This is a genomic window from Pseudomonas sp. Pseusp9, from assembly GCF_059491265.1.
The window spans coordinates 1307510-1333745 of sequence record NZ_CP168500.1 but is presented as its reverse complement, the minus strand read 5'-3'; the positions used below and the strand labels follow the sequence as shown (position 1 = coordinate 1333745).

General features: G+C 60.1%; 22 protein-coding genes. 7 read left to right on the top strand and 15 right to left on the bottom strand.

What is annotated here, in order from left to right; genetic code table 11:
• Positions 1-176 precede the first annotated feature (176 nt).
• Genes ACEN8E_RS05895 through emhC form a run of 3 tightly spaced genes read left to right on the top strand, consistent with a single transcriptional unit; the run spans position 177 to position 5959 of the window.
• A complete protein-coding gene (locus ACEN8E_RS05895; protein ID WP_495591804.1) occupies positions 177-1334 on the top strand; it encodes an efflux RND transporter periplasmic adaptor subunit in 1158 nt (385 codons plus the stop codon).
• 3 nt (positions 1335-1337) lie between these two features.
• Positions 1338-4499 carry an efflux RND transporter permease subunit EmhB gene (gene emhB, locus ACEN8E_RS05890; RefSeq protein ID WP_495591803.1) on the top strand — a complete coding sequence of 1054 codons (3162 nt, stop codon included), beginning with the start codon at positions 1338-1340 and terminating at the stop codon, positions 4497-4499.
• Positions 4499-5959 (top strand): efflux RND transporter outer membrane subunit EmhC, encoded by a 1461-nt coding sequence (gene emhC / locus ACEN8E_RS05885; RefSeq protein ID WP_495591802.1) that lies wholly within the window; start codon positions 4499-4501, stop codon positions 5957-5959. Before emhB ends, emhC begins: the two co-directional genes overlap by 1 nt.
• Positions 5960-6089: 130 nt before the next feature.
• On the opposite strand, the gene ACEN8E_RS05880 is transcribed toward emhC, so the two are convergent.
• On the bottom strand, positions 6090-6602 hold the full coding sequence (locus ACEN8E_RS05880) for a hypothetical protein (RefSeq protein WP_495591801.1): 513 nt from the start codon (positions 6600-6602) through the stop codon (positions 6090-6092).
• Positions 6603-7028: 426 nt separating this feature from the next.
• Between ACEN8E_RS05880 and ACEN8E_RS05875 the strand changes: the two genes are divergently transcribed.
• Positions 7029-8288 (top strand): OprD family porin, encoded by a 1260-nt coding sequence (locus tag ACEN8E_RS05875; RefSeq protein ID WP_495591800.1) that lies wholly within the window; start codon positions 7029-7031, stop codon positions 8286-8288.
• A 111-nt stretch (positions 8289-8399) separates the two neighbouring features.
• Here ACEN8E_RS05875 and pcaC read toward each other — a convergent pair whose 3' ends face one another.
• From pcaC to pcaR, 11 genes are all read right to left on the bottom strand, one after another.
• A complete protein-coding gene (gene pcaC, locus ACEN8E_RS05870; protein WP_429367263.1) occupies positions 8400-8792 on the bottom strand; it encodes a 4-carboxymuconolactone decarboxylase in 393 nt (130 codons plus the stop codon).
• A gap of 10 nt (positions 8793-8802) precedes the next feature.
• Positions 8803-9594, bottom strand: coding sequence for a 3-oxoadipate enol-lactonase (pcaD, locus tag ACEN8E_RS05865; protein ID WP_495591799.1), 792 nt, complete (start codon positions 9592-9594; stop codon positions 8803-8805).
• Between the two features lie 11 nt (positions 9595-9605).
• Positions 9606-10970 carry a 3-carboxy-cis,cis-muconate cycloisomerase gene (locus tag ACEN8E_RS05860; RefSeq protein ID WP_495591798.1) on the bottom strand — a complete coding sequence of 455 codons (1365 nt, stop codon included), beginning with the start codon at positions 10968-10970 and terminating at the stop codon, positions 9606-9608.
• 45 nt (positions 10971-11015) lie between these two features.
• Positions 11016-12320 carry an MFS family transporter gene (locus ACEN8E_RS05855; protein ID WP_495591797.1) on the bottom strand — a complete coding sequence of 435 codons (1305 nt, stop codon included), beginning with the start codon at positions 12318-12320 and terminating at the stop codon, positions 11016-11018.
• A gap of 204 nt (positions 12321-12524) precedes the next feature.
• A complete protein-coding gene (gene pcaG / locus ACEN8E_RS05850; protein WP_495591796.1) occupies positions 12525-13091 on the bottom strand; it encodes a protocatechuate 3,4-dioxygenase subunit alpha in 567 nt (188 codons plus the stop codon).
• 1 nt (position 13092) lies between these two features.
• Positions 13093-13797 carry a protocatechuate 3,4-dioxygenase subunit beta gene (gene pcaH / locus ACEN8E_RS05845; RefSeq protein WP_495591795.1) on the bottom strand — a complete coding sequence of 235 codons (705 nt, stop codon included), beginning with the start codon at positions 13795-13797 and terminating at the stop codon, positions 13093-13095.
• A 37-nt stretch (positions 13798-13834) separates the two neighbouring features.
• A complete protein-coding gene (pcaF, locus tag ACEN8E_RS05840; RefSeq protein WP_495591794.1) occupies positions 13835-15040 on the bottom strand; it encodes a 3-oxoadipyl-CoA thiolase in 1206 nt (401 codons plus the stop codon).
• Positions 15037-15816: a CoA-transferase subunit beta gene (locus ACEN8E_RS05835; RefSeq protein WP_495591793.1), complete on the bottom strand. Its 780-nt coding sequence runs from the start codon at positions 15814-15816 to the stop codon at positions 15037-15039. The genes pcaF and ACEN8E_RS05835 overlap by 4 nt, the downstream gene beginning before the upstream one ends.
• Complete coding sequence (locus ACEN8E_RS05830; protein WP_008016482.1) at positions 15816-16673, bottom strand: CoA transferase subunit A; 858 nt, start codon at positions 16671-16673, stop codon at positions 15816-15818. The genes ACEN8E_RS05835 and ACEN8E_RS05830 overlap by 1 nt, the downstream gene beginning before the upstream one ends.
• Positions 16674-16940: 267 nt before the next feature.
• Positions 16941-18287, bottom strand: coding sequence for a 4-hydroxybenzoate transporter PcaK (pcaK, locus tag ACEN8E_RS05825; RefSeq protein ID WP_495591792.1), 1347 nt, complete (start codon positions 18285-18287; stop codon positions 16941-16943).
• Between the two features lie 124 nt (positions 18288-18411).
• Entirely contained in the window at positions 18412-19254 is an 843-nt protein-coding gene (pcaR, locus tag ACEN8E_RS05820; RefSeq protein ID WP_495591791.1) for a pca regulon transcriptional regulator PcaR, read from the bottom strand.
• 687 nt (positions 19255-19941) lie between these two features.
• Between pcaR and ACEN8E_RS05815 the strand changes: the two genes are divergently transcribed.
• Positions 19942-20142: a hypothetical protein gene (locus ACEN8E_RS05815; RefSeq protein WP_007986337.1), complete on the top strand. Its 201-nt coding sequence runs from the start codon at positions 19942-19944 to the stop codon at positions 20140-20142.
• 375 nt (positions 20143-20517) lie between these two features.
• A complete protein-coding gene (locus ACEN8E_RS05810) occupies positions 20518-21993 on the top strand; it encodes an inorganic phosphate transporter (protein WP_495591790.1) in 1476 nt (491 codons plus the stop codon).
• Positions 21994-22271: 278 nt separating this feature from the next.
• Here the strand turns inward: ACEN8E_RS05810 and ccoM are convergent, their stop codons facing one another.
• From ccoM to ACEN8E_RS05795, 3 genes are all read right to left on the bottom strand, one after another.
• Complete coding sequence (gene ccoM, locus ACEN8E_RS05805; protein ID WP_008016477.1) at positions 22272-22382, bottom strand: cytochrome c oxidase subunit CcoM; 111 nt, start codon at positions 22380-22382, stop codon at positions 22272-22274.
• 149 nt (positions 22383-22531) lie between these two features.
• Positions 22532-22693, bottom strand: coding sequence for a hypothetical protein (locus ACEN8E_RS05800; RefSeq protein WP_008016476.1), 162 nt, complete (start codon positions 22691-22693; stop codon positions 22532-22534).
• A 99-nt stretch (positions 22694-22792) separates the two neighbouring features.
• Positions 22793-23134: an aspartate-semialdehyde dehydrogenase gene (locus ACEN8E_RS05795; protein WP_495591789.1), complete on the bottom strand. Its 342-nt coding sequence runs from the start codon at positions 23132-23134 to the stop codon at positions 22793-22795.
• A 218-nt stretch (positions 23135-23352) separates the two neighbouring features.
• Here ACEN8E_RS05795 and rapA point away from each other — a divergent pair, with 218 nt between their 5' ends.
• Positions 23353-26199, top strand: a complete 2847-nt coding sequence (gene rapA, locus ACEN8E_RS05790) for an RNA polymerase-associated protein RapA (RefSeq protein ID WP_495591788.1) — start codon at positions 23353-23355, stop codon at positions 26197-26199.
• Positions 26200-26236: the final 37 nt, after the last annotated feature.

The window sequence follows — 26236 nt, the reverse complement described above, 5'->3', positions numbered from 1 at the left end:
CCTGCAATTCCAACCTTTCAACGGCTTGTGTAACGGCGCTGATACGCAGCCTGGGTATTTACAAACAGCCATGTACGTAAGTATATTCCTTAGCAAGCTACTTATCCACTCGGCAAATATTTTTCAACCTTCCACCTTTCTAGTGCGCTCCTTGCGCGCCTGACCCGAGGATTTTCATGCAATTCAAGCCAGCTGTTACCGCTCTGGTCGCCGCCGTCGCCCTGGCATCGCTGCTCAGCGGATGCAAAAAGGAAGAGGCAGCACCGGCCGCCCCACCGCCTCAGGTCGGCGTCGTGACTCTGCAACCTCAAGCTTTCACCCTGACATCCGATCTGCCAGGCCGTACCAGTGCGTTCCGCATTGCCGAAGTCCGTCCTCAGGTCAACGGCATCATACTCAAGCGCCTGTTCAAGGAAGGCAGCGACGTCAAGTCCGGCCAGCAGCTCTATCAGATCGATCCATCGGTCTATGAAGCAACGCTCGCCAGCGCGGAAGCGAACCTGCGTTCGACCAAGTCGATTTCCGACCGCTACAAGCAATTGGTCGACGAGCAAGCCGTCAGCCGCCAGGAATACGACACCGCAGTAGCCAACCGCCTGCAATCGGAAGCCGCGCTGCAAACCGCGCAGATCAATGTGCGCTACACCAAGGTCTACGCCCCGCTGACCGGCCGCATCGGCCGTTCCTCGGTGACCGAAGGCGCGCTGGTCAGCAATGCCCAGGTCGATGCGATGGCGGTGATTCAGCAAATCGACCCGATCTACGTCGACGTGACGCAATCGTCGGTCGAACTGTTGCAACTGCGCCGTGAGCTGGAAAGCAGTCGCCTGCAGAAAGCCGGCGACAACGCGGCCTCGGTCAAGCTGACCCTCGAAGACGGCAGCGACTACAAGCTGGACGGCAAGCTGGAGTTCTCCGAAATCTCGGTTGACCAGAGCACCGGTTCCGTCACCCTGCGCGCCATTTTCCCGAACCCTGATCACACCCTTCTGCCGGGCATGTTCGTGCACGCCAAGTTGCTGGCCGGTGTGAACAGCGCAGCGATCCTGGCCCCGCAGCAAGGTGTGACCCGCGACCTCAAAGGTACGCCGACCGCTCTGGTCGTCGGCCCGGACAACAAGGTCGAACTGCGTCAACTCAAGGCCAACCGCACCGTCGGTAACCAATGGCTGATCGAAGACGGCCTGAAGGCCGGCGATCGCCTGATCACCGAAGGTCTGCAATTCGTCAAACCTGGCATCGAAGTCAAGGCCAGTGAAGCGACCAACGTAGCCGTAAAGAACCCGGCCCCCGCCCAGGTAGCTGACAAAGCCTCTGGCGACAAAGGGGAGTAAACCATGTCGAAATTTTTTATCGACCGTCCGATTTTCGCCTGGGTAATTGCCCTGGTGATCATGCTGGTCGGCGCACTATCGATCCTCCGGCTGCCGATCAACCAGTACCCGAGCATTGCGCCTCCAGCGATCGCCATCTCCGTGGCCTACCCGGGTGCTTCGGCACAAACGGTTCAGGACACCGTGGTTCAGGTGATCGAGCAACAGCTCAACGGTATCGACAACCTGCGTTATGTCTCGTCGGAAAGTAACTCCGACGGCACCATGACCATTACCGCGACCTTCGAGCAAGGCACCAACTCCGACACCGCGCAGGTTCAGGTCCAGAACAAGCTGAACCTGGCCACCCCGCTGCTGCCGCAAGAAGTGCAACAGCAAGGTATCCGCGTCACCAAGGCCGTGAAGAACTTCCTGTTGGTGATCGGTGTGGTGTCGCGCGACGGCAGCATGACCAAGGACGACCTGTCCAACTACATCGTGTCGAACATGCAGGACCCGATCTCGCGGACCGCCGGTGTCGGTGACTTCCAGGTGTTCGGTTCCCAGTACGCCATGCGCATCTGGCTCGACCCGGCCAAGCTGAACAACTACAACCTGACCCCGATCGACGTCAAAACCGCCATCGCCGCGCAGAACGTCCAGGTGTCGTCCGGCCAGCTCGGCGGCCTGCCTGCCCTGCCCGGCACCCAGTTGAACGCGACGATCATCGGCAAGACCCGCCTGCAGACCGCGGAAGAGTTCGACAAGATCCTGCTCAAGGTCAACAAGGACGGTTCCCAGGTTCGCTTGAGGGATGTTGCCGAAGTCGGCCTGGGGGGTGAGAACTACAGCATCAACGCCCAGTTCAACGGTGCCCCGGCTTCCGGCCTGGCCGTGAAACTGGCCACCGGCGCCAACGCCCTCGATACCGCCAAGGCTCTGCGCGCGACCGTCGACAGCCTCAAGCCGTTCTTCCCGCAAGGGATGGAAGTGGTGTTCCCGTATGACACCACTCCGGTCGTAACCGAATCGATCAAGGGCGTGGTTCACACCCTGGTCGAAGCGGTCGCCCTGGTGTTCCTGGTGATGTTCCTGTTCCTGCAGAACTTCCGTGCCACCATCATCACCACGATGACCGTGCCGGTGGTATTGCTCGGTACCTTCGGCATCCTCGCGGCTGCCGGCTTCAGCATCAACACCCTGACCATGTTCGGTATGGTGCTGGCCATCGGCTTGCTGGTGGACGATGCCATCGTCGTGGTGGAAAACGTCGAACGGGTGATGAGCGAGGAAGGCCTGTCACCCAAAGAAGCCACCAAGAAGTCCATGGGTCAGATCCAGGGCGCACTGGTCGGTATCGCCCTGGTGCTGTCGGCGGTACTGCTGCCAATGGCGTTCTTCAGCGGTTCCACCGGTGTGATCTACAAACAGTTCTCGATCACCATCGTCTCGGCCATGGCCCTGTCGGTACTGGTCGCACTGATCTTCACCCCGGCGCTCTGCGCAACCATGCTCAAAGCGATTCCGAAAGGCGAGCACGGCGTACCGAAACGCGGTTTCTTTGGCTGGTTCAACCGCAATTTCGACCGCGGCGTTCGCGGCTACGAACGCGGTGTCGGCAATATCCTGCAACGCAAGATCCCGTATCTGCTGGCATATCTGCTGATCGTGGTTGGCATGATCTGGCTGTTCACCCGCATTCCAACGGCGTTCCTGCCCGAGGAGGACCAGGGTGTACTGTTCGCCCAGGTGCAAACCCCGGCCGGCTCCACGGCCCAGCGTACACAAGTGGTCGTCGATGAAATGCGTGAATTCCTGCTGCGTCCGGGCAAGGATGGCGGTGAAGGCGATGCGGTGAACTCGGTGTTTACCGTGACCGGCTTCAACTTCGCCGGCCGTGGCCAGAGTTCGGGTATGGCGTTCATCATGCTCAGGCCCTGGGACGAACGTAACGCCGACAACAACGTGTTCAAGGTGGCGGCCCGTGCCCAACAGCACTTCTTCACCTTCCGCGATGCCATGGTGTTCGCCTTCGCGCCACCGGCGGTACTGGAATTGGGTAACGCCACCGGTTTCGACGTGTTCCTGCAGGACCGCGCCGGCATCGGCCATGAAAAACTGATGGAAGCGCGAAACCAGTTCCTCGGCATGGCGGCACAAAGCAAGATCCTGACTCAGGTGCGTCCGAACGGCCTGAACGACGAACCGCAGTACCAGCTGGAAATCGATGACGAGAAGGCCAGTGCCCTGGGCATTACCATCGCCGACATCAACAACACCCTGTCGATTGCCCTGGGCAGTAGCTACGTCAACGACTTCATCGACCGTGGTCGGGTGAAGAAGGTTTACGTGCAAGGCAAGCCAGGCGCTCGTATGGGCCCTGAAGACCTGCAGAAATGGTACGTACGCAACGCCAACGGCACCATGGTTCCGTTCTCGGCGTTCGCCAAGGGCGAGTGGATCTACGGTTCGCCGAAACTGGCCCGCTACAACGGCGTGGAAGCGATGGAAATCCTCGGCGCCCCGGCACCGGGTTACTCCACCGGTGAAGCCATGCTCGAGGTCGAAGCCATTGCCAAGAAGCTGCCGGCGGGTGTCGGTATTTCCTGGACCGGCCTGTCGTACGAAGAACGTCTGTCCGGTTCGCAAGCGCCGGCGCTGTACGCCCTGTCGCTGCTGATGGTGTTCCTGTGTCTGGCGGCATTGTATGAAAGCTGGTCGATTCCGATCGCGGTGATGTTGGTGGTACCGCTGGGGATCATCGGTGCACTGATGGCCACCAGCTTGCGTGGCTTGTCCAACGACGTGTACTTCCAGGTGGGTCTGTTGACGACTATCGGTCTGGCGGCGAAAAACGCCATTCTGATTGTCGAATTTGCCAAGGAGCTGCACGAACAGGGGCGTAGCCTGCGCGATGCGGCAATCGAAGCCTGCCGCATGCGTCTGCGACCGATCATCATGACCTCGCTCGCCTTCGTGCTGGGTGTGGTACCACTGGCGATATCCACGGGCGCCGGTTCCGGTAGCCAGCATGCAATCGGTACCGGCGTGATCGGCGGTATGATCACGGCCACGGTGCTGGCGATCTTCTGGGTCCCGCTGTTCTTCGTCACCGTGTCGTCCATTGGCCAGCGTAAAATCGCCAAACAGGATGACGCTATTGAAACTTCTAAAGAGGCTGGCTAATGAGCAAGTCGCTACTCTCCCTGGCAGTCGCCGCCTTCGTGCTCGGTGGCTGCTCGCTGATACCTGATTATCAGCAGCCCGAAGCGCCGGTGGCGGGGCAGTACCCGCAGGGTCTGGCGTACTCGCCGGCCCAGGCACCGGCGCAAGCTGCTGCCGAACAGGGCTGGAAGCAGTTTTTCCATGACCCGGCGCTGCAACAGCTGATCCAGGTAGCCCTGGAAAACAACCGGGACCTGCGTGTCGCAGCCCTGAACATCGATGCGTTTGCGGCTCAATACCGCATCTCCCGTGCCGATCTGTTCCCGGCCGTCTCGGCCAACGGTACCGGCAGCCGTCAGCACGTTCCGCAAAACTCCTCGCAAACAGGTCAGTCAGGCGTTGTCAGTTCCTACTCGGCCACGGTCGGGGTCAGCGCCTATGAACTCGACCTGTTCGGTCGGGTTCGCAGCCTGAACGAAGAAGCGTTGCAGAAGTACTTCGCCACTGAAGAAGGCCGTCGCAGCACGCAGATCAGCCTGGTGGCCAGCGTGGCCAATGCCTACCTGACCTGGCAGGCCGACAAGGAACTGTACAAGCTGACCCAGGACACCCTGGCCACCTTCGAGGAGAGCTACAAGCTCACCGCCCGCAGCAACGAAGTCGGCGTCGCCTCGGCCCTGGACCTGGCACAGTCGCGCACCTCGGTGGAAAACGCCCGTGCGCAACTGGCCAAGTACACCCGTCAGGTCGCCCAGGACGAGAACAGCCTGGTGCTGCTGCTCGGCACAGGCGTCCCGGCCAACCTGCAAGCGGCCAAGCCGCTTGACGACGACCTGCTGAGCGACGTTCCGCCCGGCCTGCCGTCGGACCTGCTGCAGCGTCGTCCGGACATCCTTCAAGCCGAGTACAACCTGAAGGCCGCCAACGCCAACATCGGCGCGGCGCGGGCTGCGTTCTTCCCGAGCATCAGCCTCACGGCCAATGCCGGCACCCTGAGCCCGGACCTGTCCGGCCTGTTCAAGGGTGGTTCGGGCACCTGGCTGTTCCAGCCGCAGATCAACCTGCCGATCTTCAACGCCGGTGCCCTGAGCGCCAGCCTGGATTACTCGAAAATCCAGAAAGACATCAGCGTGGCGAACTACGAAAAGTCCATTCAAACGGCCTTCCAGGAAGTCGCCGACGGCCTGGCCGCCCGCCAGACCTACGTCCAGCAGTTGCAGGCACAGAAAGATTTCGTCAGTGCCAACCAGGCGTACTACGGCCTGGCTGAGCGGCGTTACCGCATCGGTGTCGACAGCAACCTGACCTTCCTCGATGCCCAGCGTCAGCTGTTCAGTGCGCAACAGGTGTTGATCACCGACCGCCTGGCGCAGCTGGTCAGCCAGGTCAATCTGTACAAGGCACTGGGTGGTGGCTGGAACGAACAGACGGCGCAGATCGAGCCGTTGAAAGAAGAAGCGCCGAAGATGAAGTATTTCTGACTCTTTAGTGTAAAAAGCCGCGTCACGGTCTGGATACCTGTGACGCGGCTTTTTTATTAAATCCAACCTCTTCCAACAAATTATCTCCTACAATCACGCATGCATTCATCAATACAGCTTAAAACAATACCTAATCAGTTTTAGCTCTAAAGCTCACTGTAAAACCCGTGCAATTAAAAACAATTTTCCTCTTATCCTCCCGACCATAATTTGAAAATTCAAACACGAAACTCCCCTCAACTGATTGAGAGTCGAGAAACCTGATTGAAAGTGTTCCTTCCGGAACCGTTCGCGGATAGATTGTGACCCCGGCTTTATCAAACCGCGCATTCACATCCCTGAGGCCATGCGATATCGTGTATTGCGCCCCAGCCTTCAATTCATCGCCTCTGATATCCACCTCCATCCCGGCAAACTCACTGCCATCTTCACCATTGGCTCGCAGCCAAAAATATGGCGTTTCCTTATTAAAATAAAATTGTACCGTCCTTAGTTGAATGTTGGCATCAGGCTCACCTTCAATCTGGACGATCGCATTTACTCTCCCGCTTATAACTTCAACCTCCGTTGTCTCTCTCTTTCCCTGTTCGCTATCCCATTCGGATTCCGCGTTGATTATATTTCTTACCTCTAATGAACTCATCGCCGCTACTCCTTGTTTAAATAAGATAAAAAACAAAAAAGCTCCAACTCAGCATCAAACAGGCTAAGCCCTAAATATAATGAGAACAACTGTCAGATATGTCAGATTGACAACAACGCAATATAGGTTTAGAGAGCTAACTTGCCCCCTGAATCGAACAATTTTTGGCCTACCCCAACCCAAAAACCCTAAGGCGTCTTCTGTTCGATAATCGCCCAAAATTCGCCTCAACCAATTGAACTACCTAGTACATTCAATTCACCATCCGAACCACAAAACCAATAACAACAGGTTCGACACCATGCCCCCGCGCCCCGCCCTCTCCGGCTGATCCGTTTCGTTTGTGCTGATTTGCAATGTTCGTCTGCAACCCCGGGTTGCGGCATCACCCTGCTTCATCCCCAAGAATTAGAGAGACCCGAGCCCATGACGCCTTCCACCGCGCAATATTTCGTTCCCGGCCTGATAGCCGCCGCCCTGGCCAGTGCCGCCCTGCCCGCTTGCGCCGAAGAGCCGGGTTTTGTCGACGGCGCCAAGGTCAACCTGAACCTGCGTAACTTCTACATCAACCGCAACTTCACCAACCCGACCAAGGCCCAGGGCAAGGCTGAAGAGTGGACGCAAAGTTTCATCCTCGACACCAAGTCCGGGTTCACCCAGGGCACCGTCGGGTTCGGTATGGATGTGCTCGGTCTGTATTCGGTGAAGCTCGACGGCGGCAAAGGCACCGGCGGTACGCAACTGCTGCCGCTGGACCACGACGGCCGCCCGGCGGACAACTTCGGACGCACCAATGTGGCGCTCAAGGCGAAGCTGTCGCAGACCGAAGTCAAGGTTGGCGAGTGGATGCCCGTGTTGCCGATCCTGCGCTCGGACGACGGTCGCTCGTTGCCGCAAACGTTCCGTGGTGGCCAGATCACCTCAAAGGAAATCAATGGCCTGACGCTCTACGGTGGCCAGTTCCGCCAGAACAGCCCACGCGACGACAGCAGCATGAGCGACATGTCGATGACCGGCAAAGCCGCGTTCACCTCCGACCGTTTCAACTTCCAGGGCGGTGAATACCTGTTCAACGACAAACGCACCCAGATCGGTCTGTGGAACGCCGAGCTCAAGGACATCTACAGCCAGCAATTCATCAATCTGATCCACAGCCAACCGCTTGGCGACTGGACTCTGGGTGCCAACCTCGGCTTTTTCTACGGCAAGGATGACGGCAGCGCCCGGGCCGGCGAGCTGGACAACAAAACCATGTATGGTTTGTTCTCGGCCAAGTACGGCGGCAACACGTTCTATGTCGGCCTGCAAAAACTCACCGGCGACAGCGCCTGGATGCGGGTCAATGGCACCAGCGGCGGGACGCTGGCCAACGACAGCTACAACTCCAGCTACGACAATGCCCAGGAACGCTCCTGGCAGGTACGCCACGACTACAACTTCGTCGCCCTCGGCGTACCGGGCCTGACCTTGATGAACCGCTATATCAGTGGCGATAACGTGCACACCGGCAGCATCACCGATGGCAAGGAATGGGGGCGTGAATCGGAACTGGGCTACACCGTGCAGAGCGGTGCGCTGAAAGACCTGAACCTGAAATGGCGCAACTCGACCATGCGCCGCGACTACAGCAATAACGAGTTCGATGAGAACCGCCTGATCATCAGCTACCCGATCAGCCTGTTGTAAACCTCACCACCGCCATCGCGGGCAAGCCCGCTCCCACAAAGATCACCGTAATCCTTGTGGGAGCGAGCCTGCTCGCGATGGTGTCGGCTCAAGCAACAAAAATCGCCGGATCTACTCCCGCGACTCAACCCCCAACTCATCCCACACCGACTCGGCCAGGTGGAACGTCGCATTGGCTGCCGGAATCCCGCAATAGATCGCGCTCTGCATGATCACTTCCTTGATCTCGCCACGGCTGACACCGTTGTTGGCGGCAGCGCGCAGGTGCAGTTTGAGCTCACCCTCGCGGTTCATGCCGATCAGCATGGCGATGGTGATCAGGCTGCGGGTGTGGCGCGGCAGCCCCTCGCGGGTCCAGATGTCGCCCCAGGCGTGGCGGGTGATCATCTCCTGGAACTCCGCGTTGAACTCGGTCAGGGTGGTCAGGCTGCGGTCGACGTGAGCATCACCCAGTACCGCGCGACGGACCTTCATGCCTTCGTCGTAACGTTGTTTCTCGTCCACGGATTTTCCCTCAACGAGCCAGCAGGAACGCCAGTACGCGCTCGCTGAAATCAGCGCCGGCCTGAACGTTGGACAAGTGCGCAGCATGGAACTCGGCGTACTCGGCGCCCGGCACATGCTCCTGAATGAAGTGCCCGCCCGATGGCGGCGTGACCGCATCCTGAGTGCCGGCGATCACCAGCAGCGGCGCCTTGATCGATGACAACTGATCGCGGAAATCGGCATCGCGCACGGCTGCACAGTTGGCCGCATAACCTTCAGGCGAAGTCGCCGCCAACATGTCGGTAATCTGCTTGGCTGCCGCCGGGTTGGCCTCGGAGAAATCCGGGGTGAACCAGCGGGCAATCGACGCATCGCGCAGGGCAACCATGGCCGCCTGACGATCACGCAGCACCATTTCGATACGCGGGTTCCATACCGATGGATCGCCGATTTTTGCCGCGGTGTTGCACACGATCAATTTGTTCAGGCGCTCGCCGGCATTGATACCCAGCCATTGGCCGATCAGCCCGCCCATGGACAGACCACAGAAATGCGCGCGCTCGATGTGCAACGCATCCAGCAACGCCAGTACGTCGCGGCCCAGTTGCTCGATGCTGTACGGCCCCGGTGTCACCAAGGACTTGCCGTGACCACGGGTGTCGAAACGCAGCACGCGAAAATGCTCGGTGAACGCTGCAATTTGCGCATCCCACATGTGCAGGTCGGTGCCCAGGGAGTTGGACAGCACCAGCACCGGCGCATCGACCGGTCCTTCGATTTGATAATGCAGTTCGCCCTCGGCGAGTTGTACAAAAGCCACAGCAGTCTCCTTCAGGCAGTCAATGCAGAATGTTCAGCCACCGCCCGCTCGACCCAGGTTTTGGCCTGGCCGAGGTAATGGGCGGGGTCCAGCAGATGATCGAGTTCTATCGCCGATAGTTCGGCCGTTACTTGCGGGTCGTCGCCGAGTACCGCGCGCAGATGACGCTGTTCGGCCACTGCACGTTTGCAGCACTGTTCGAGCAGATGGTGTGCGGTATCGCGGCCGACCCGTTGGGCGAGGACGATGCTCACCGCTTCGGCGAGCACCAGGCCCTGGGTCAAATCGAGGTTGCGAGCCATGCGCCCGGCATCCACTTCCAGGCCTTGGGCGATCAACAACGCCTGCTGCAGGCTGCCCGACACCAGGCAGCAAATCTCCGGCAGGGTTTCCCACTCGGCATGCCACAGGCCGAGGCTGCGCTCGTGTTCCTGGGGCATGGCGCTGAATAGCGTCGAAAGCAGACCGGGCACGCGGGTCGCCGCGCCGATCAGCACCGCCGCGCCCACCGGGTTGCGCTTGTGCGGCATGGTCGAGGAACCGCCCTTGCCCGGTGCCGAGGGTTCGAACACTTCGGCGGCTTCGGTTTGCATCAGCAGGCTGATGTCGCGACCGAGCTTGCCGAGACTGCCGGCGATCAGGCCGAGTACCGCAGCGAACTCCACAACGCGGTCGCGCTGGGTATGCCATGGCTGATCGGGCAAGGTCAGTTGCAGTTCTTCGGCCAGCGCCTGGGCAATCGGCATGGCCTGTTCACCAAGGGCCGCCAGGGTCCCGGATGCACCGCCGAATTGCAGCACCAGCAGCCGTGGCTTGAGTTCGGCCAGGCGTTGGCGACTACGCGTCACCGCCCCCAGCCAACCGGCGATTTTCATGCCGAGAGTGACGGGCGTTGCGTGTTGCAACCAGGTGCGCCCGGCCAGCGGCGTGGCCGCATGACGTTGGGCCTGCGTCGCCAGGGTCTGGCCCAGTTGCGCCAGATCGCTTTCGATCAGTGCCAGTGCGCGGCGCAGTTGCAACACCAGGCCGCTGTCCATCACATCCTGGCTGGTCGCGCCCAGATGCACATAGCGTTCGGCTTCGGCATCGGTCGCCGCGATCTGTTTACCCAGTGCCTTGACCAGCGGAATCGCCGAATTACCCGCCGTGGCAATTGCCTCGGCCAACGCCGCAAAGTCGTAGAGGCCGGCGCTGCAAGCCGCTGCAATCGGCGCGACAGCACTCGACGGAATCACCCCGACCCGCGCTTCGGCCCGGGCCAATGCTGCTTCAAAATCGAGCATGGCCTGGACCCGGCCCTGATCGCAGAACACGTCGCGCATATCGCGGGCAGTGAAGTAGGCATCGAACAATTGATTGCCCGGTCGCTGGTTCATAAACATTTCCTGGAGGCGCGGGCCGCCAAGGCCCGCGCAAGAAGATCAAAGGTCGTGATGCAGGTACGCGGCCTGTTTCGGCAGACGCAGGCTGAACAGGAACGCCACCGCCATCATCACCGTGACGTACCAGTAGAAGGAGTTTTCCATGCCCGCGGCCTTGAGGCTCAAGGCCACGTATTCCGCCGAACCGCCGAAGATCGCATTCGCCACCGCATACGCCAGGCCGACACCCAGTGCACGCACCTCTGGCGGGAACATCTCGGCTTTCACCAGGCCACTGATGGATGTGTAGAAACTGACGATCGCCAACGCCAGGGTAATCAGCACGAAGGCCAGGAACGGACTGCCGACACTTTTCAGGCTCAACAGGATCGGCACGGTGCACAGCGTGCCGAGGGCGCCGAACCAGAGCATCGAGTTACGCCGGCCGATCCTGTCGGCGAGCATGCCGAAAACCGGTTGCATGCACATATAGAGGAACAGCGCGCCGGTCATGATGTAGCTGGCGGTCTTGGCCGGCATGCCGGCGGTGTTCACCAGGTACTTCTGCATGTAGGTGGTGAAGGTATAGAAAATCAGCGAACCACCGGCGGTGTAGCCCAGTACGGTGATGAACGCGGCTTTATGGTCGCGGAACAGTGCGCTGATGCTGCCGGCGTCCTTGTTCGCGCGCATTTCCTTGCTGGTGGTTTCTTTCAGCGAACGACGCAGGTAAAGCGAAACCAGCGCCGCCATGGCCCCCACCACGAAAGGGATCCGCCAACCGTAGGCACGCAACTCGTCTTCACTGAGGAACTGTTGCAGGATCACCACGACCAATACCGCCAGCAGTTGCCCGCCAATCAGCGTCACGTACTGGAACGAAGCGAAGAAACCGCGCTGCCCCTTGAGGGCGACCTCACTCATGTAGGTGGCGGTGGTGCCGTACTCGCCCCCTACCGACAGGCCCTGGAGCAAGCGCGCAAACAGCAACAGGATTGGCGCCCAGATCCCGATGCTGCTGTAGGTCGGCAGGCAAGCGATCAGCAACGAGCCGAAGCACATCATCAGAATCGAGATCAACATCGAATTCTTGCGCCCGTGCTTGTCCGCCAACCGACCGAAAATCCAGCCGCCAATCGGTCGCATCAGGAACCCGGCGGCAAACACGCCCGCGGTATTGACCAACTGCACCGTGGGGTTGTCGGAGGGGAAAAAGGCCGGCGCGAAATAGAGCGCACTGAAGGCGTAGACATAGAAGTCGAACCATTCGACCAGGTTGCCGGACGAGGCGCCGACAATGGCAAAGATCCGTTTGCTGCGCTCTTCGCCGGTATACAGCGCGGGTGTAGCGGTTGGCGTTGTCATTGTTTTTCACTCAGTGGGGACAGTGAGAGTCTAGACATACTTTGCAATAGTCCCGTTCCACAGATGTTTCAGCAACACAGATCCCTTGTAGGAGCGAGCCTGCTCGCGAAGGACGCGAGAGCGACACGGTCAATCCATTGATACGCGTAATCGTTGACGACCATCGCGAGCAAGCTCGCTCCTACAGGGATTTGCGGTGTTCAATCAATAGTCGAAGAACACCGTCTCGGCATCGGTACCCTGCAGAATCACATTCCACTGGTACACACCGCTTGCATCCTGCTTCGCCAGCAAAGTACCCCGACGCTCGGCCGGCACGCACTCCAGCAGCGGATCGTTCACATTCGCCGCCTCGCCATCGAAGTAAATCCGTGTCAGCAGGTGCTTTACCAGGCCACGGGCAAACACCAGCACCACCAGGTGCGGGGCCTGGGTCGTGCCTTTGAGCCCCTCGACCGTACCCGGCTTGATGGTGGTGAAACGAAAACGTCCTTCGGCATCCACCGGCACTCGACCAAAGCCTTCGAAGTTCGGGTCCAGGGGTTTGTCCTGGTCATCTTCGGGGTGGTCATACTTGCCGGCGGCGTTGGCCTGCCAGACTTCCAGCATCGCGTCGTTGACGACGTCGCCATTGCCGTCGACCACTTGCCCGGTGATCGCCACGCGCTCGCCCAGGGTTTGCTCGACGGTCAGGTTCTCGCGGTTCAGCCAGGTCAGGCCGATGTGGTAGTACGGCCCGACGGTGTGGGACGTGGTCGCAGTCAGCGTCATCTTATTTCTCCATCGGCGTGGCGTCGCGGCCGCGCAATACGATGTCCCAGCGATAGCCGAGGGCATAGGACGGGATGGTTTTTTCCAGATCGAACGTGGCGATCAACCGCTCTTTGGCGCGAGTATCGGGCACGCAGTTGTAGATCGGGTCGTACGCCAGCAGCGGGTCCCCCGGGAAATACATCTGCGTCACCAGGCGCGTCAGGATGCTCGGCCCGAACAGCGAGAAGTGGATGTGCGCCGGGCGCCACGCGTTGTGGTGGTTACCCCATGGGTAAGCGCCGGGCTTGATGGTCTGGAACTGATACCAGCCATCGGCGTCGGTCACGGTGCGGCCGGTGCCGGTGAAGTTCGGGTCCAGCGGTGCGTCATGCAGGTCGCGGGCATGGGCGTAGCGACCGGCAGCGTTGGCCTGCCAGATCTCTACCAGAATCCCCGGCACCGGCAGACCGTTTTCATCCAGTACACGGCCATGAACGATGATGCGCTCACCCTGTGGCGGCCCTTCATGCTGGGCGGTCAGGTCGTTATCCTTCTCGTTGACGCGCTCGGCACCGATGGTCGGCCCGGTGATTTCCGACAACGAATGCGGCAGGAACACCAACGGTTTGGACGGCGAGCGCAAGTTGGTGGATTGATAGGTCGGGTGCAGGTAAGGCGGCTGAGTGCCCGCCTGCGGACGACGGTATCCAGGCTTGTCAGTCATTAAACTTTCCTCAGTTCCTGTTAGCCGGCGGGGTGAGTCAGACCCGTTCGATCGCCAAGGCCAGCCCCTGGCCGACGCCGACGCACATGGTCGCCAGACCTTTCTTGCCACCGGTTTTTTCCAGCTGATGCAATGCGGTCAACACCAGTCGCGCACCGCTCATGCCCAACGGGTGACCCAAGGCAATCGCGCCACCGTTCGGGTTGACCTGGGCCGCGTCGTCCGCGATCCCCAGCTCACGCAGTACCGCCAGGCCCTGGCTGGCGAATGCTTCGTTGAGCTCGATCACGTCGAAATCGCTGACCGCCACACCGAGGCGTTCGGTCAGTTTGCGCACCGCCGGCACCGGGCCGATGCCCATCACCCGCGGCGCAACACCGGCACTGGCCATACCCAGCACTTTGGCGCGGGCGGTCAGGCCGTGTCTCTTCACAGCTTCGGCCGAGGCCAGGATCAGCGCCGCTGCGCCATCGTTCACTCCGGAGGCATTGCCGGCGGTGACGGTTTTGTCGGGGCCATTGACCGGTTTGAGTCTGGTCAGGGCCTCCAGGGTGGTGTCGGCGCGAGGATGCTCGTCCTGGCTGACCACTGTTTCACCTTTCTTGTGGGCAATGCGTACTTCGACAATTTCTTCGGCGAAGAACCCGGCGGCTTGCGCGGCGGCGGTACGTTGCTGACTGCGCAGGGCAAAGGCGTCCTGGTCCTCGCGGGAGACTTTGTAGTCGTCAGCGACGTTGTCAGCGGTCTGCGGCATCGCATCCACGCCGTACTGCGCTTTCATCAACGGGTTGATGAAGCGCCAGCCGATGGTGGTGTCTTCGAGCTTCATGTTGCGCGAAAACGCTGCGTCGGCCTTGCCCATCACGAACGGTGCGCGGGACATCGACTCGACGCCGCCGGCAATCGCCAGCTCCATCTCGCCGCTGGCAATAGCGCGGAACGCGGTGCCGATGGCATCCATGCCCGAGGCGCAGAGACGATTGAGAGTCACGCCGGGAATGGTTTCCGGCAACCCCGCCAGCAATAGCGCCATGCGCGCCACGTTGCGGTTGTCTTCGCCGGCCTGGTTGGCGCAGCCGAGGAACACTTCGTCCACCGCGTTCCAGTCCACCGACGGGTTGCGCTCGATCAAGGCCTTGATCGGCACGGCAGCCAGATCGTCGGCACGCACCGTCGACAGACCACCGCCGAAACGGCCGATGGGGGTACGAATCGCATCGCAGATATAAACGTCACGCATCACGCTTCTCCGGGGGCTTGGCCGTGGGCGGCGGCGGTACGGGCTTCGAGATCACGCAGCGCGGTCAGTTCGACGTTGGTCGGCTCGGCGGTTTGCGCAACGTTGTCGGCAAAACGGATTGCCCAACCGGTGGCGGCGACCACTTGCTCGCGGGTCACACCCGGGTGCAGCGCGGTGACCACGAACTCGTGGGTACCCTCCTCCGGCTCCATGATGCACAGGTCGGTGATGATCCCGACCGGGCCGGCGCCCGGCAGGCCGAGACGCTTGCGTGAATCGCCGCCCTCGCCGTGGCCGACCGAGGTAATGAAGTCGAGTTTATCGACGAACGAGCGCGCCGACTGCTTGAGGATGATCAGCACGCTCTTGGCGGAGCCGGCAATCTCTGGCGCGCCACCGGCACCTGGCAGGCGCACTTTCGGCGCGTGATAATCGCCGACCACGGTGGTGTTGATGTTGCCGAAACGGTCGACCTGCGCCGCACCGAGGAAGCCGACGTCGATGCGCCCGCCCTGCAGCCAGTAACGGAAAATCTCGCCGGTCGGGACCACGGTGTCGGCGGTTTCCGCCAACTCACCGTCACCGATCGACAATGGCAGTACGCTCGGCTTGGCACCGATCGGACCCGATTCATAGATCAGCACCACATCCGGAGAGGACGTCAGGCGCGCCAGGTTGGCCGCTTTCGACGGCAGGCCGATACCGACAAAGCACACCGAACCGTTCTTCAAACGGCGAGCGGCGGCGACAGTCATCATTTCATTGGTGGTGTAAGTCATTACTTCGCCTCCGAAGCGGCGGCCAGTTTGGCCTGGAACTCGCTGAAGTCAGCGCTGCCATGGATATATTCGTTGATCCACGCGGTGAAGGTTTCACGGTCGCGGGCAATCGGGTCCCAGGCCTGGTAGAAACGGTTGTCGCGTTCGGTGTAACCATGGGCGTAGGACGGATGAGCACCGCCAGGTACGTGGCAAACCGCACTCAGGGCCCAGGTCGGCAGCACGCAAGCGTTCATTGGCGCATTGAGGTCGTCGACGATCTCTTCAACGGTGACAATGCAGCGCTTGGCAGCCAATGCGGCCTCTTTCTGTACGCCGAGGATGCCCCAGAGCAACACGTTGCCCTTGCGGTCGGCTTTCTGCGCGTGAATCACGGTAATGTCCGGACGCACCGAAGGCACGGCGGCCAGTACTTCACCCGTGAACGGGCAGGTCACCGATTTGATCAGCGGGTTGACCTTCGGCAAGTCGGAACCGGCGTAGGCACGCAGGACCGCGAACGGCAGGCCGGAAGCCCCGGCGACGTAGGCGTTGGCCAGGTCGGCATGGCTGTGTTCTTCGATCTCCAGCGCATGCGGCCACTGTTTCTCCACCGCGTCACGCAGGCGATGCAGGGAGCCGACACCCGGGTTGCCACCCCAGGAGAAAATCAGCTTGCGGGCACAACCGGCACCGATCAACTGGTCGTAGATCAAGTCAGGGGTCATCCGCACCAGAGTCAGGTCTTTCTTGCCCTGGCGAATGATTTCGTGACCCGCCGCCGTCGGGATCAGGTGGGTAAAGCCTTCGAGCGCGACCGTATCGCCGTCGTTTACGAATTGCTTCACCGCGTCGTGCAGCGAAAGGATTTCAGCCATTGGGGCAGGCTCCCGTTTATTGTTAACCGACAGTGGAAGAAGGCGCCGATGCGCAGCGCCGGAATGACTGAAGGTTAAGCTTCTGAAAAAGACCAAACAATCCGATAATCGACTGAGCGTTCGATTATCGAACACATTGTTGTCTGGCTACCTATCCCCAAACGCATCGCGAGCAGGGCTCGCTCCCACAAGGATTAACTGAACCCTGTGGGAGCGAGCCTGCTCGCGAAGAGGTCCTCAAACCACTAAAGAATCTGAGTGATGACCTCAGGTCGCATCCGCATGACTGACCATGCCCTTGATCACCACCGCCGTGGTCGCCAGCGCCGCCGGTATCACCAGCGCCGTCAGCACTTGCTCGAAGTTCCAGCCCAGCCCCAGCAGCGTCGCGCCCATCCACGCCCCGAGGATGGCGCCGAAGCGACCGATCCCGAGCATCCACGACACGCCGGTGGCCCGCCCCTGAGTCGGATAAAACCGCGCAGCCAGCGACGGCATTGCCGATTGCGCACCGTTGACACACATCCCGGCCACCAGCACCAGCGTTGCCAGCAGTGCGATGTTGCCCAGGCTCTGCCCTACCGCGTAGGCAAACACCCCGGCCAACAGATAGAAAGTTCCAATGACCTTGTGCGGATTGAACCGGTCCATCGCCCAACCCACGCCCACCGCACTCAACACGCCACCGAACTGGAACAGCGCACCGATGAAGGCGGCCTGCTCCATGCTCGCGCCACTGTCACGCATCAGCGTCGGCAGCCAACTGGTCAGCAGGTAAACGATCACCAGGCCCATGAAGTAGGTCAGCCACAGCAGCAGGGTACCGACGCTGTAGGTGCCGGAGAAAATCACCGCGAACACATTGCGCGCCTTCACGGTTTTCTGTTCCGGCACGCTGAAACTCGATGCCTGGGCCACCACCGTCGGGTCAATCGGCGCCAGTGCCTTGCGCACTTTTTCCGTACCGCGGTTACGCACCACCAGGTAACGCGCCGACTCCGGCAGCCAGAGCAGCAATACGACGGCGAGGATCAGCGGCAGAATTCCGCCGATCAGCAACAGGCTGTGCCAGCCAAAGGCCGGAATGAGCTTGGCCGAGATAAATCCGCCGCCGGCCATGCCGAGGTTGAAACCGCAGAACATGCTGGTCACCAGCAGGGACTTCTTGCGCTCCGGGGTGTACTCCGACAGCAGGGTCGTGGCATTCGGCATGCCGGCGCCCAACCCCAGGCCGGTCAGGAAGCGCAACACCAGCAACTGATCGACATTGCTGCTGTAGGCCGAGGCCAGGCTGAAGGCACCGAACAAAAACACCGCCCCGACCAGTACGACTTTTCGCCCGAAGCGGTCAGCCAAAGGACCGGAGCCCAGTGCACCGAAGACCATGCCGATCAAGGCTGCGCTCATTACCGGGCCAAGACTGGCACGATCGATCCCCCAATCCTGAGACAGCGCCGGCGCGATGAAGCCCATGGCCGCGGTATCGAGGCCGTCGAGAAAGACAATCAGGAAACACAGGATCACCACCCGCCACTGGTAGCGCGAAATGGGTTGAGCATTGATGAAGGACTGCACGTCGAGACAGTTACCTACAGCAGACTGAGGCTGGTTCATTATTTTTATTCCGTGGATCACAGTCGAAAAGGAGCCAGCCGGGGCTGACGCAGTCGCGACAGTAATGATCCACAGGAAACAGCGTCAATTCGCTGAGCGCGACTCTGTGCGTTTATCGAACGGCTTAGGAGAACAATTGGGTACTCAGGTCGCGGCTGGCACTCAACAGGCCGGGCAGAAAACGCTGTTCCAGTTCATTGCGGCTGACTCGTCCGGCGTGAGTGCTGACATTGAGGGCCGCGACCACCTGGCCGGACGCGTCATACACCGGGACGGCAATCGAACGCAGCCCTTGCTCGAGTTCCTGGTCGACGATGCACCAGCCTTGCTGTCGCACCTCTTGCAGGCATTCGAGCAGTGCCTGGGGGGTGTGAATCGTACGGCTGGTCTTGGCCTGCAATTCGGCGTGATCGAGATATTCACCCAGCGAAGTGTCATCGAGCGCGGCGAGCAGAATCCGCCCCATCGACGTGCAATAGGCCGGCAGGCGCCCGCCCACCGACAGGTCCACCGAAATCAGGCGCTGGGTGGTCGCGGAGCGGGCGATGTACAGAATGTCATCACCTTCGAGCGTGGCCATGTTGCAGGCCTCGTGCAGTTGCTCGCTCATGCGGTCCAGGTAAGGCTGGGCGGAGACTGCCAGCGGTGTCGATGACACATAGGCATGGCCGAGGGTCAGCACTTTGGGCAGCAGCGAATAGGTGCGGCCGTCGGTGGTGGCGTAGCCGAGCTTGATCAGGGTGTGCAGGCAACGTCGCACGGCGGCGCGGGGGATTTCCGTGCGGTGACTGATCTGGGCGATGGTCAGGTGCCGTTTGCGCTCCTGAAACGCTTGCACCACGGCCAGGCCACGGGCCAGGGACGTCATGAAATCCGGGTCGCCGGTCAGTGCCTGGATCCGTTTGGCCGGCGAGGCAACGATGGGTGGAGCCACTGAAGCGAAGGAATTGCGCATTTGATCGTTCATACAAGGTCCTTTTACCCACTCGGATCAGCGACTATTACAAAGGGCTGCTGCCTGACGCTCAAGCCCGGCTCGTCATCTTCGGGCGATTATCGAACGCTCGCCCGATAATCGCAATTCACCGCATCAAACACCAATCCGCTGATGCCCGGTTTTCGCTGACTCACGAACCACTGTTTACATCGACTCGACACAGGACTTAATGGGGCGTTCAAATACTGAAACTTGTTCGACTTAATGACGTCAGAAAGGCATCGCTGCAATGTGGTATCAGTAGACGCGCTGGTTAATCGTATAGTTTCAAGCAACAAAACGGTCACACGCCAAGATTCACTTTTAACACTTTGGAGATAGTGTTCTTCAAATCGGCCGCTATAATACAACTCAGTAGCGCTTCGGTTTTTTACTTTCCGAATCCGCTGCCCGGCAATGCGATGTTCCATCGCCGTTGCCCGTAGCAAGCGCCAGATCCGCATTGCCCAGCCTTGCCATCGCGTTTGCTGAAACAGGAAACTGAAGCTACGTCAGCTATTTATCTCTGGTGCCGTAGCCGCCTGTGACATGGAAGTATTGATCACGCCGTTGCCAAAACGATGCTTTGACGGGCATTGCCCATTCGACGAACGTGATCAGTCGATTTGATACAGCGCGTTTTCACCAGAATTTATCCAAACTCAATCAGGTAGCACTGTGACGAAAGACGAACTGCGCGCGGAACTAGAGCGCCAGGAACAACGTTACAAGGAAGTTTACGGCGGAGAAGTCACCACTTACGCCGCTCAACCCGAACCGGAACGCAAACCCTGGCGTAAACGCGCCACCGTGCAGGATCAGGTTTTCCAGCAAGAACTTCAAAAAATGGAAAAGGAACTCAAAGCCGAAGAGCCGTGACTGCGTCGGCCTGATCCTTACAAGGCCTGCCTCTGCACCCGTTAAAAACGGGATGTATTGATGTTGCCTTTCGCGCCCGCTACAAGCGGGCAGCGGCCATCACCATCGTGGAATCAGGCGGATTTCTGATATCTGACCTATTTCTCAGATTTTTCGTACAGCCATTCACCCCCCTCTTACCGGGTCGTGAAGGTTTTGTTACAGCTATTTTTTTCAATAAAATCAAACACTTACAAAACACAGCAAAACCCTGGGTTTTTAGGTGCTGCGGCAAAATATTTCGTTGAAGAATGTTACCGATGAGCAGCTAGTGCATTGATTAGCAGTCTTTTCTGGCATAATCGCGCCCCCTTATGACCGGGTCAGAAAACCTTCATGATCGATTTATTCAGCGGACTGGATGCTTGGGTGCTTGTGAGCCTCTTGCTCGCCCTGGCCTTTGTCCTCGCCTTCGAGTTCATCAACGGCTTTCATGACACCGCTAACGCGGTGGCCACCGTTATCTACACCAAAGCCATGCCGCCTCATCTGGCGGTGTTCTTCTCCGGTGTGTTCAACTTCCTCGGCGTGCTGCTGGGCGGGGTCGGCGTGGCGTATGCCATCGTCCACCTGCTGCCGGTGGAACTGCTGATCAATGTGAACACCGGCCATGGCCTGGCGATGGTGTTCTCGTTGCTTGCCGCAGCCATCACCTGGAACCTGGGCACCTGGTATTTCGGTATCCCCGCCTCCAGTTCCCACACACTGATCGGTTCGATCCTGGGTGTGGGCCTGGCCAACGCCCTGATCAACGAAATTCCGTTGGCCGACGGGGTGAACTGGCAAAAGGCGATCGATATCGGCATGTCGCTGGTGTTCTCGCCAATGGCAGGCTTCCTGATCGCCGCGCTGATCCTGATCGGTCTTAAATGGTGGCGTCCGCTGTCGAAGATGCACAAGACGCCGGAACAGCGCCGCAAGATCGACGACAAGAAACACCCGCCGTTCTGGAATCGCCTGGTACTGGTGATCTCGGCCATGGCCGTGAGTTTCGTGCACGGTTCCAACGATGGCCAGAAAGGCATCGGCCTTATCATGCTGGTGCTGATCGGTATCGTGCCGGCCCAGTTCGTCCTCGACCTGAACAGCACGACCTATCAGATCGAGCGGACTCGCGACGCAACCCTGCACCTGAGCCAGTTCTACCAGCGCAACTCCGAAACCCTGGGCGAGTTCCTGGCCCTGGGCAAGAGTTTGAACGGCGACTTGCCGGAGAAGTTCCGTTGCAACCCGCAACAGACCGAACCGACCATTACCGCCCTGCTCGGCACCCTCAAGGGTGTAGCCGACTACCATTCGCTGTCGGCGGAAAGTCGTATCGAAGTACGTCGTTACCTGCTCTGCCTGGACGACACCGCGAAGAAAGTCAGCAAGTTGCCAACTCTCGGGGCGCGTGAAAAGGCCGACCTGGACAAGCTGCGCAAGGACCTGACCACGACCACTGAATACGCCCCGTTCTGGGTGATTCTGGCGGTAGCACTGGCCTTGGGCCTGGGCACCATGGTCGGTTGGAAACGCGTGGTACTGACCATTGGCGAGAAGATCGGCAAGCAAGGCATGACTTACTCCCAAGGCATGTCGGCGCAGATCACCACCGCAAGCCTGATCGGCCTGGCGAACATCTTCAGCCTGCCGGTTTCCACCACCCACGTGCTGTCCTCCGGCGTGGCGGGCACCATGGTCGCCAACAAAAGCGGCCTGCAAGGCGGCACCGTCAAAACCATCCTGCTGGCCTGGGTGTTGACCCTGCCAGCCACCGTGGCCCTGTCGGCCGGGTTGTTCTGGCTGGCTTCGAAGGCACTGGGCAGCTGATACACCGCCAAACAAAAAAGGCGCGCTCCGCAAGGACCGCGCCTTTTTTATTGCCTCTTCCAAACACCACAATTCACTGTAGGAGCGAGCTTGCTCGCGATGACCGCAAGGACAACGCGTACATTCAGACACCCCGCGTCATCGTTGGCGTCCATCGCGAGCAGAGCTCGCTCCTACAGGGTTACGTGTTTACCGATAGTTTTTTACAGGCAAAAAAAAAGGCAACCGAAGTTGCCCAAAATGCCTTGCGTGCTCATTACATCCAGAAAGACCTGCAGTTACTTGCGCTTGTGCGAATCCTTCCAGATAAAAAATCCGAATCCTGCAAAAAACACCAACATGAGGCTGACAGTCAGCACCCCGGCGATCACCACGTTGTCGAAAAACATGACGCGTCTCCTGCACTTGCCCTGCTGCGATAGGGCTAAGTTAACCAAACGGGCAGGACAGAATATTGACCAGGATCAATGTCGCCCGAGACCGGGCAAGAGGAAGGGAAACGTTTGACCCGCATCAATGAATGCGGGGTGGGGGGGAGTCAGCGTTTTTTCGGTTTGTTTTTCGGCTTTTTTTTCGCCTTGCCCAATGGCATGGCTTGCTCGAACGCCTGGCGAACTTCATTGAGCCGCTTGTCATTGAGGTCATGAACACGCTTGGCGCGTTCAGCATTGAGGTCAATCAGTTTGTCGTCTTGGCTCATGGCGGTCAGTGCATCGCTTGAAATGAGTGTCAGCCGCCGTAGCGTTCGGCAACCCTGCACCGATAATGCGGCCTGGCGACCGCGCTGACCAGTCTGCGCTCAAATCTCGATATCGACCCACAGTCCCTGCCGCGGCTGATCTTCCATCAGCGGTGCCACCGGCACGGTGTTGTCGGCATTGAGCTCATCGCCGGGAATCGCCAGGTGAGCCTCGGGGTCATGATCGGCTTCACGACGGCGCCTTTCCTGCTCCTGCCTGTGGCGTTGCTCCTCGCGCAGCACTGCCCCGTCCTCTTCAGGATTGCGCTTTTGCAAGTCAATGGTGCTTTCACTCGAGCTTTCCTGAACCGGCACCACCGGTGGAATATCCGGCCGCTGGCGGATCGGGTCGTTTTGTGAAGTGATCGGCACGGCACTCAGAGGGAGCATCGGTGGCAGCATGGTTTTCGGTCTCCTGTCAGCAGGCTGTCGGCCGCGGGGGTGGCGACTTGAGCCATCGGTCGCAAACTATGAGCCAATTGGCACTCATTAGTGCACTTGGCGGCGCGTCATGCATACGTGGGCTAACGTAAGACTGTGAGTTTTTCTGAGAGTCCTTTGGCCCTGAAGCGCTCATTCCGTTAAGATAGCCCGCTTTTTCAAGGTGGGAGTCAGGCAGCATGGCGCAGCAGTATCAACCGGGGCAACGCTGGATCAGTGACAGCGAAGCCGAGCTGGGTTTAGGCACCGTTCTGGCACAGGACGGCCGCTTGTTGACCGTGCTCTACCCGGCCACTGGCGACACTCGCCAGTACGCGCTACGGAATGCGCCTCTTACCCGCGTGCGGTTTTCGCCGGGTGATACCATCACGCACTTCGAAGGCTGGAAACTGATCGTCCGCGAAGTCGACGACATTGATGGCCTGCTGGTTTACCACGGCCTCAACGGGCAGAACGACGTGGTCACCCTGCCGGAAACCCAGCTGTCGAACTTCATCCAGTTCCGCCTGGCCAGCGACCGTCTGTTCGCCGGCCAGATCGACCCGCTGGCCTGGTTCTCCCTGCGTTACCACACCCTGGAGCATACCAGCCGCCAGTTGCAGTCCTCCCTTTGGGGCCTGGGCGGCGTGCGTGCGCAACCGATCGCGCACCAGTTGCACATTGCCCGCGAAGTCGCCGACCGTATCGCGCCACGGGTTCTGCTGGCCGACGAAGTGGGCCTGGGCAAGACCATCGAAGCCGGCCTGGTGATCCATCGCCAATTGCTCTCGGGCCGCGCCAGCCGTGTGCTGATCCTGGTTCCGGAGAACCTGCAGCACCAGTGGCTGGTAGAGATGCGCCGTCGCTTCAACCTGCAGGTGGCGCTGTTCGACGAAGAGCGCTTCATCGAAAGCGATGCCAGCAACCCGTTCGAAGACACCCAGCTCGCACTGGTCGCCCTCGAGTGGCTGGTAGACGACGAGAAAGCCCAGGACGCGCTGTTCGCGGCAGGCTGGGATTTGCTGGTGGTCGACGAGGCTCACCACCTGGTGTGGCACGAAGATCAGGTCAGCCCTGAATACTCGCTGGTCGAGCAACTCGCCGAAACCATTCCCGGCGTGCTGCTGTTGACCGCCACCCCGGAACAACTGGGCCAGGACAGCCACTTCGCGCGTCTGCGCCTGCTCGATCCGAACCGCTTCCACGACCTGCAGGCCTTCCGCGCCGAGAGCGAAAACTATCGCCCGGTGGCTGAAGCCGTTCAGGAGTTGCTGGACAAGGGACGCCTTTCGCCGCAAGCCCACAAGACCATCCACGGTTTCCTCGGTAACGAAGGCGAAGCCTTGCTGGCCGCGGTCAACGATGGCGACACCGAAGCCAGCGCCCGCCTCGTGCGCGAATTGCTCGACCGTCACGGCACCGGCCGCGTGCTGTTCCGTAACACCCGCGCCGCCGTGCAGGGTTTCCCGGAGCGCAAGCTGCATCCGTACCCGCTGCCATGCCCGGACGAATACCTCGAACTGCCGCTGGGCGATCACGCCGAGCTGTACCCGGAAGTCAGCTTCCAGGCCCAACCGGATGCCAGCGAAGAAGAACGCTGGTGGAAATTCGACCCGCGCGTCGAATGGCTGATCGATCAGTTGAAGATGCTCAAGCGCACCAAAGTATTGGTGATCTGCGCCCACGCCGAAACCGCCATGGACCTGGAAGACGCCCTGCGCGTGCGCTCCGGCATTCCGGCCACGGTGTTCCACGAAGGCATGAACATCCTCGAGCGTGACCGCGCCGCCGCCTACTTCGCCGACGAAGAGTTTGGCGCGCAAGTGCTGATCTGCTCGGAAATCGGCAGTGAAGGTCGCAACTTCCAGTTCTCCCATCACCTGGTGCTGTTCGACCTGCCGTCCCACCCGGACCTGCTGGAACAGCGTATCGGTCGACTGGACCGGATCGGCCAGAAACACGTCATCGAACTGCATGTGCCGTACCTGGAAACCAGCCCGCAGGAGCGCCTGTTCCAGTGGTACCACGAAGCACTGAACGCCTTCCTCAACACTTGCCCGACCGGCAACGCCTTGCAGCATCAGTTCGGCCCGCGCCTGCTGCCGCTGCTCGAAGAAGCCGACGATAGCGAGTGGCAAGCGCTGATCGACGAAGCCCGCACCGAGCGTGAGCGCCTGGAAGCCGAATTGCACACCGGCCGTGACCGTTTGCTGGAGCTGAACTCCGGTGGCGCGGGCGAAGGCGACGCACTGGTGGAAGATATCCTTGAGCAGGACGATCAGTTCGCGCTGCCGATCTACATGGAAACCCTGTTTGACGCCTTTGGCATCGACAGCGAAGACCACTCGGAAAACGCGCTGATCCTCAAGCCGAGCGAAAAAATGCTCGACGCCAGCTTCCCGCTGGGCGACGACGAAGGCGTGACCATCACTTACGACCGTAACCAGGCGCTGTCTCGCGAAGACATGCAGTTCATCACCTGGGAGCACCCGATGGTTCAGGGCGGTATGGATCTGGTGCTGTCCGGCTCCATGGGCAACACCGCCGTGGCGTTGATCAAGAACAAGGCACTCAAGCCGGGCACCGTATTGCTGGAACTGTTGTATGTCAGCGAAGTGGTCGCCCCACGCTCACTGCAACTGGGCCGCTACCTGCCGCCGGCCGCCCTGCGCTGCCTGCTCGATACCAATGGCAACGACCTGTCGGCCCGCGTCTCGTTCGAAACCCTGAACGATCAGCTCGAGAGCGTGCCGCGTGCCAGCGCCAACAAGTTCATCCAGGCCCAGCGTGACCAACTGACGCCACGGATCAATGCCGGCGAAGCGAAGATCCTGCCTCGTCACACCGAGCGTGTCGCCGAGGCGCAGCGTCGCCTGGCCGCCGATACCGAAGAAGAACTGGCGCGCCTGACCGCGTTGCAAGCAGTCAACCCGACCGTGCGCGACAGCGAACTGGTTGCCCTGCGCAAACAACGCGAACAAGGCCTGGCCATGCTCGACAAGGCTGCGCTGCGACTGGAAGCGATTCGGGTGCTGGTGGCGGGTTAATCCCCTCCCCGATCCGCAAATAAAAAGGCCCGCAGCG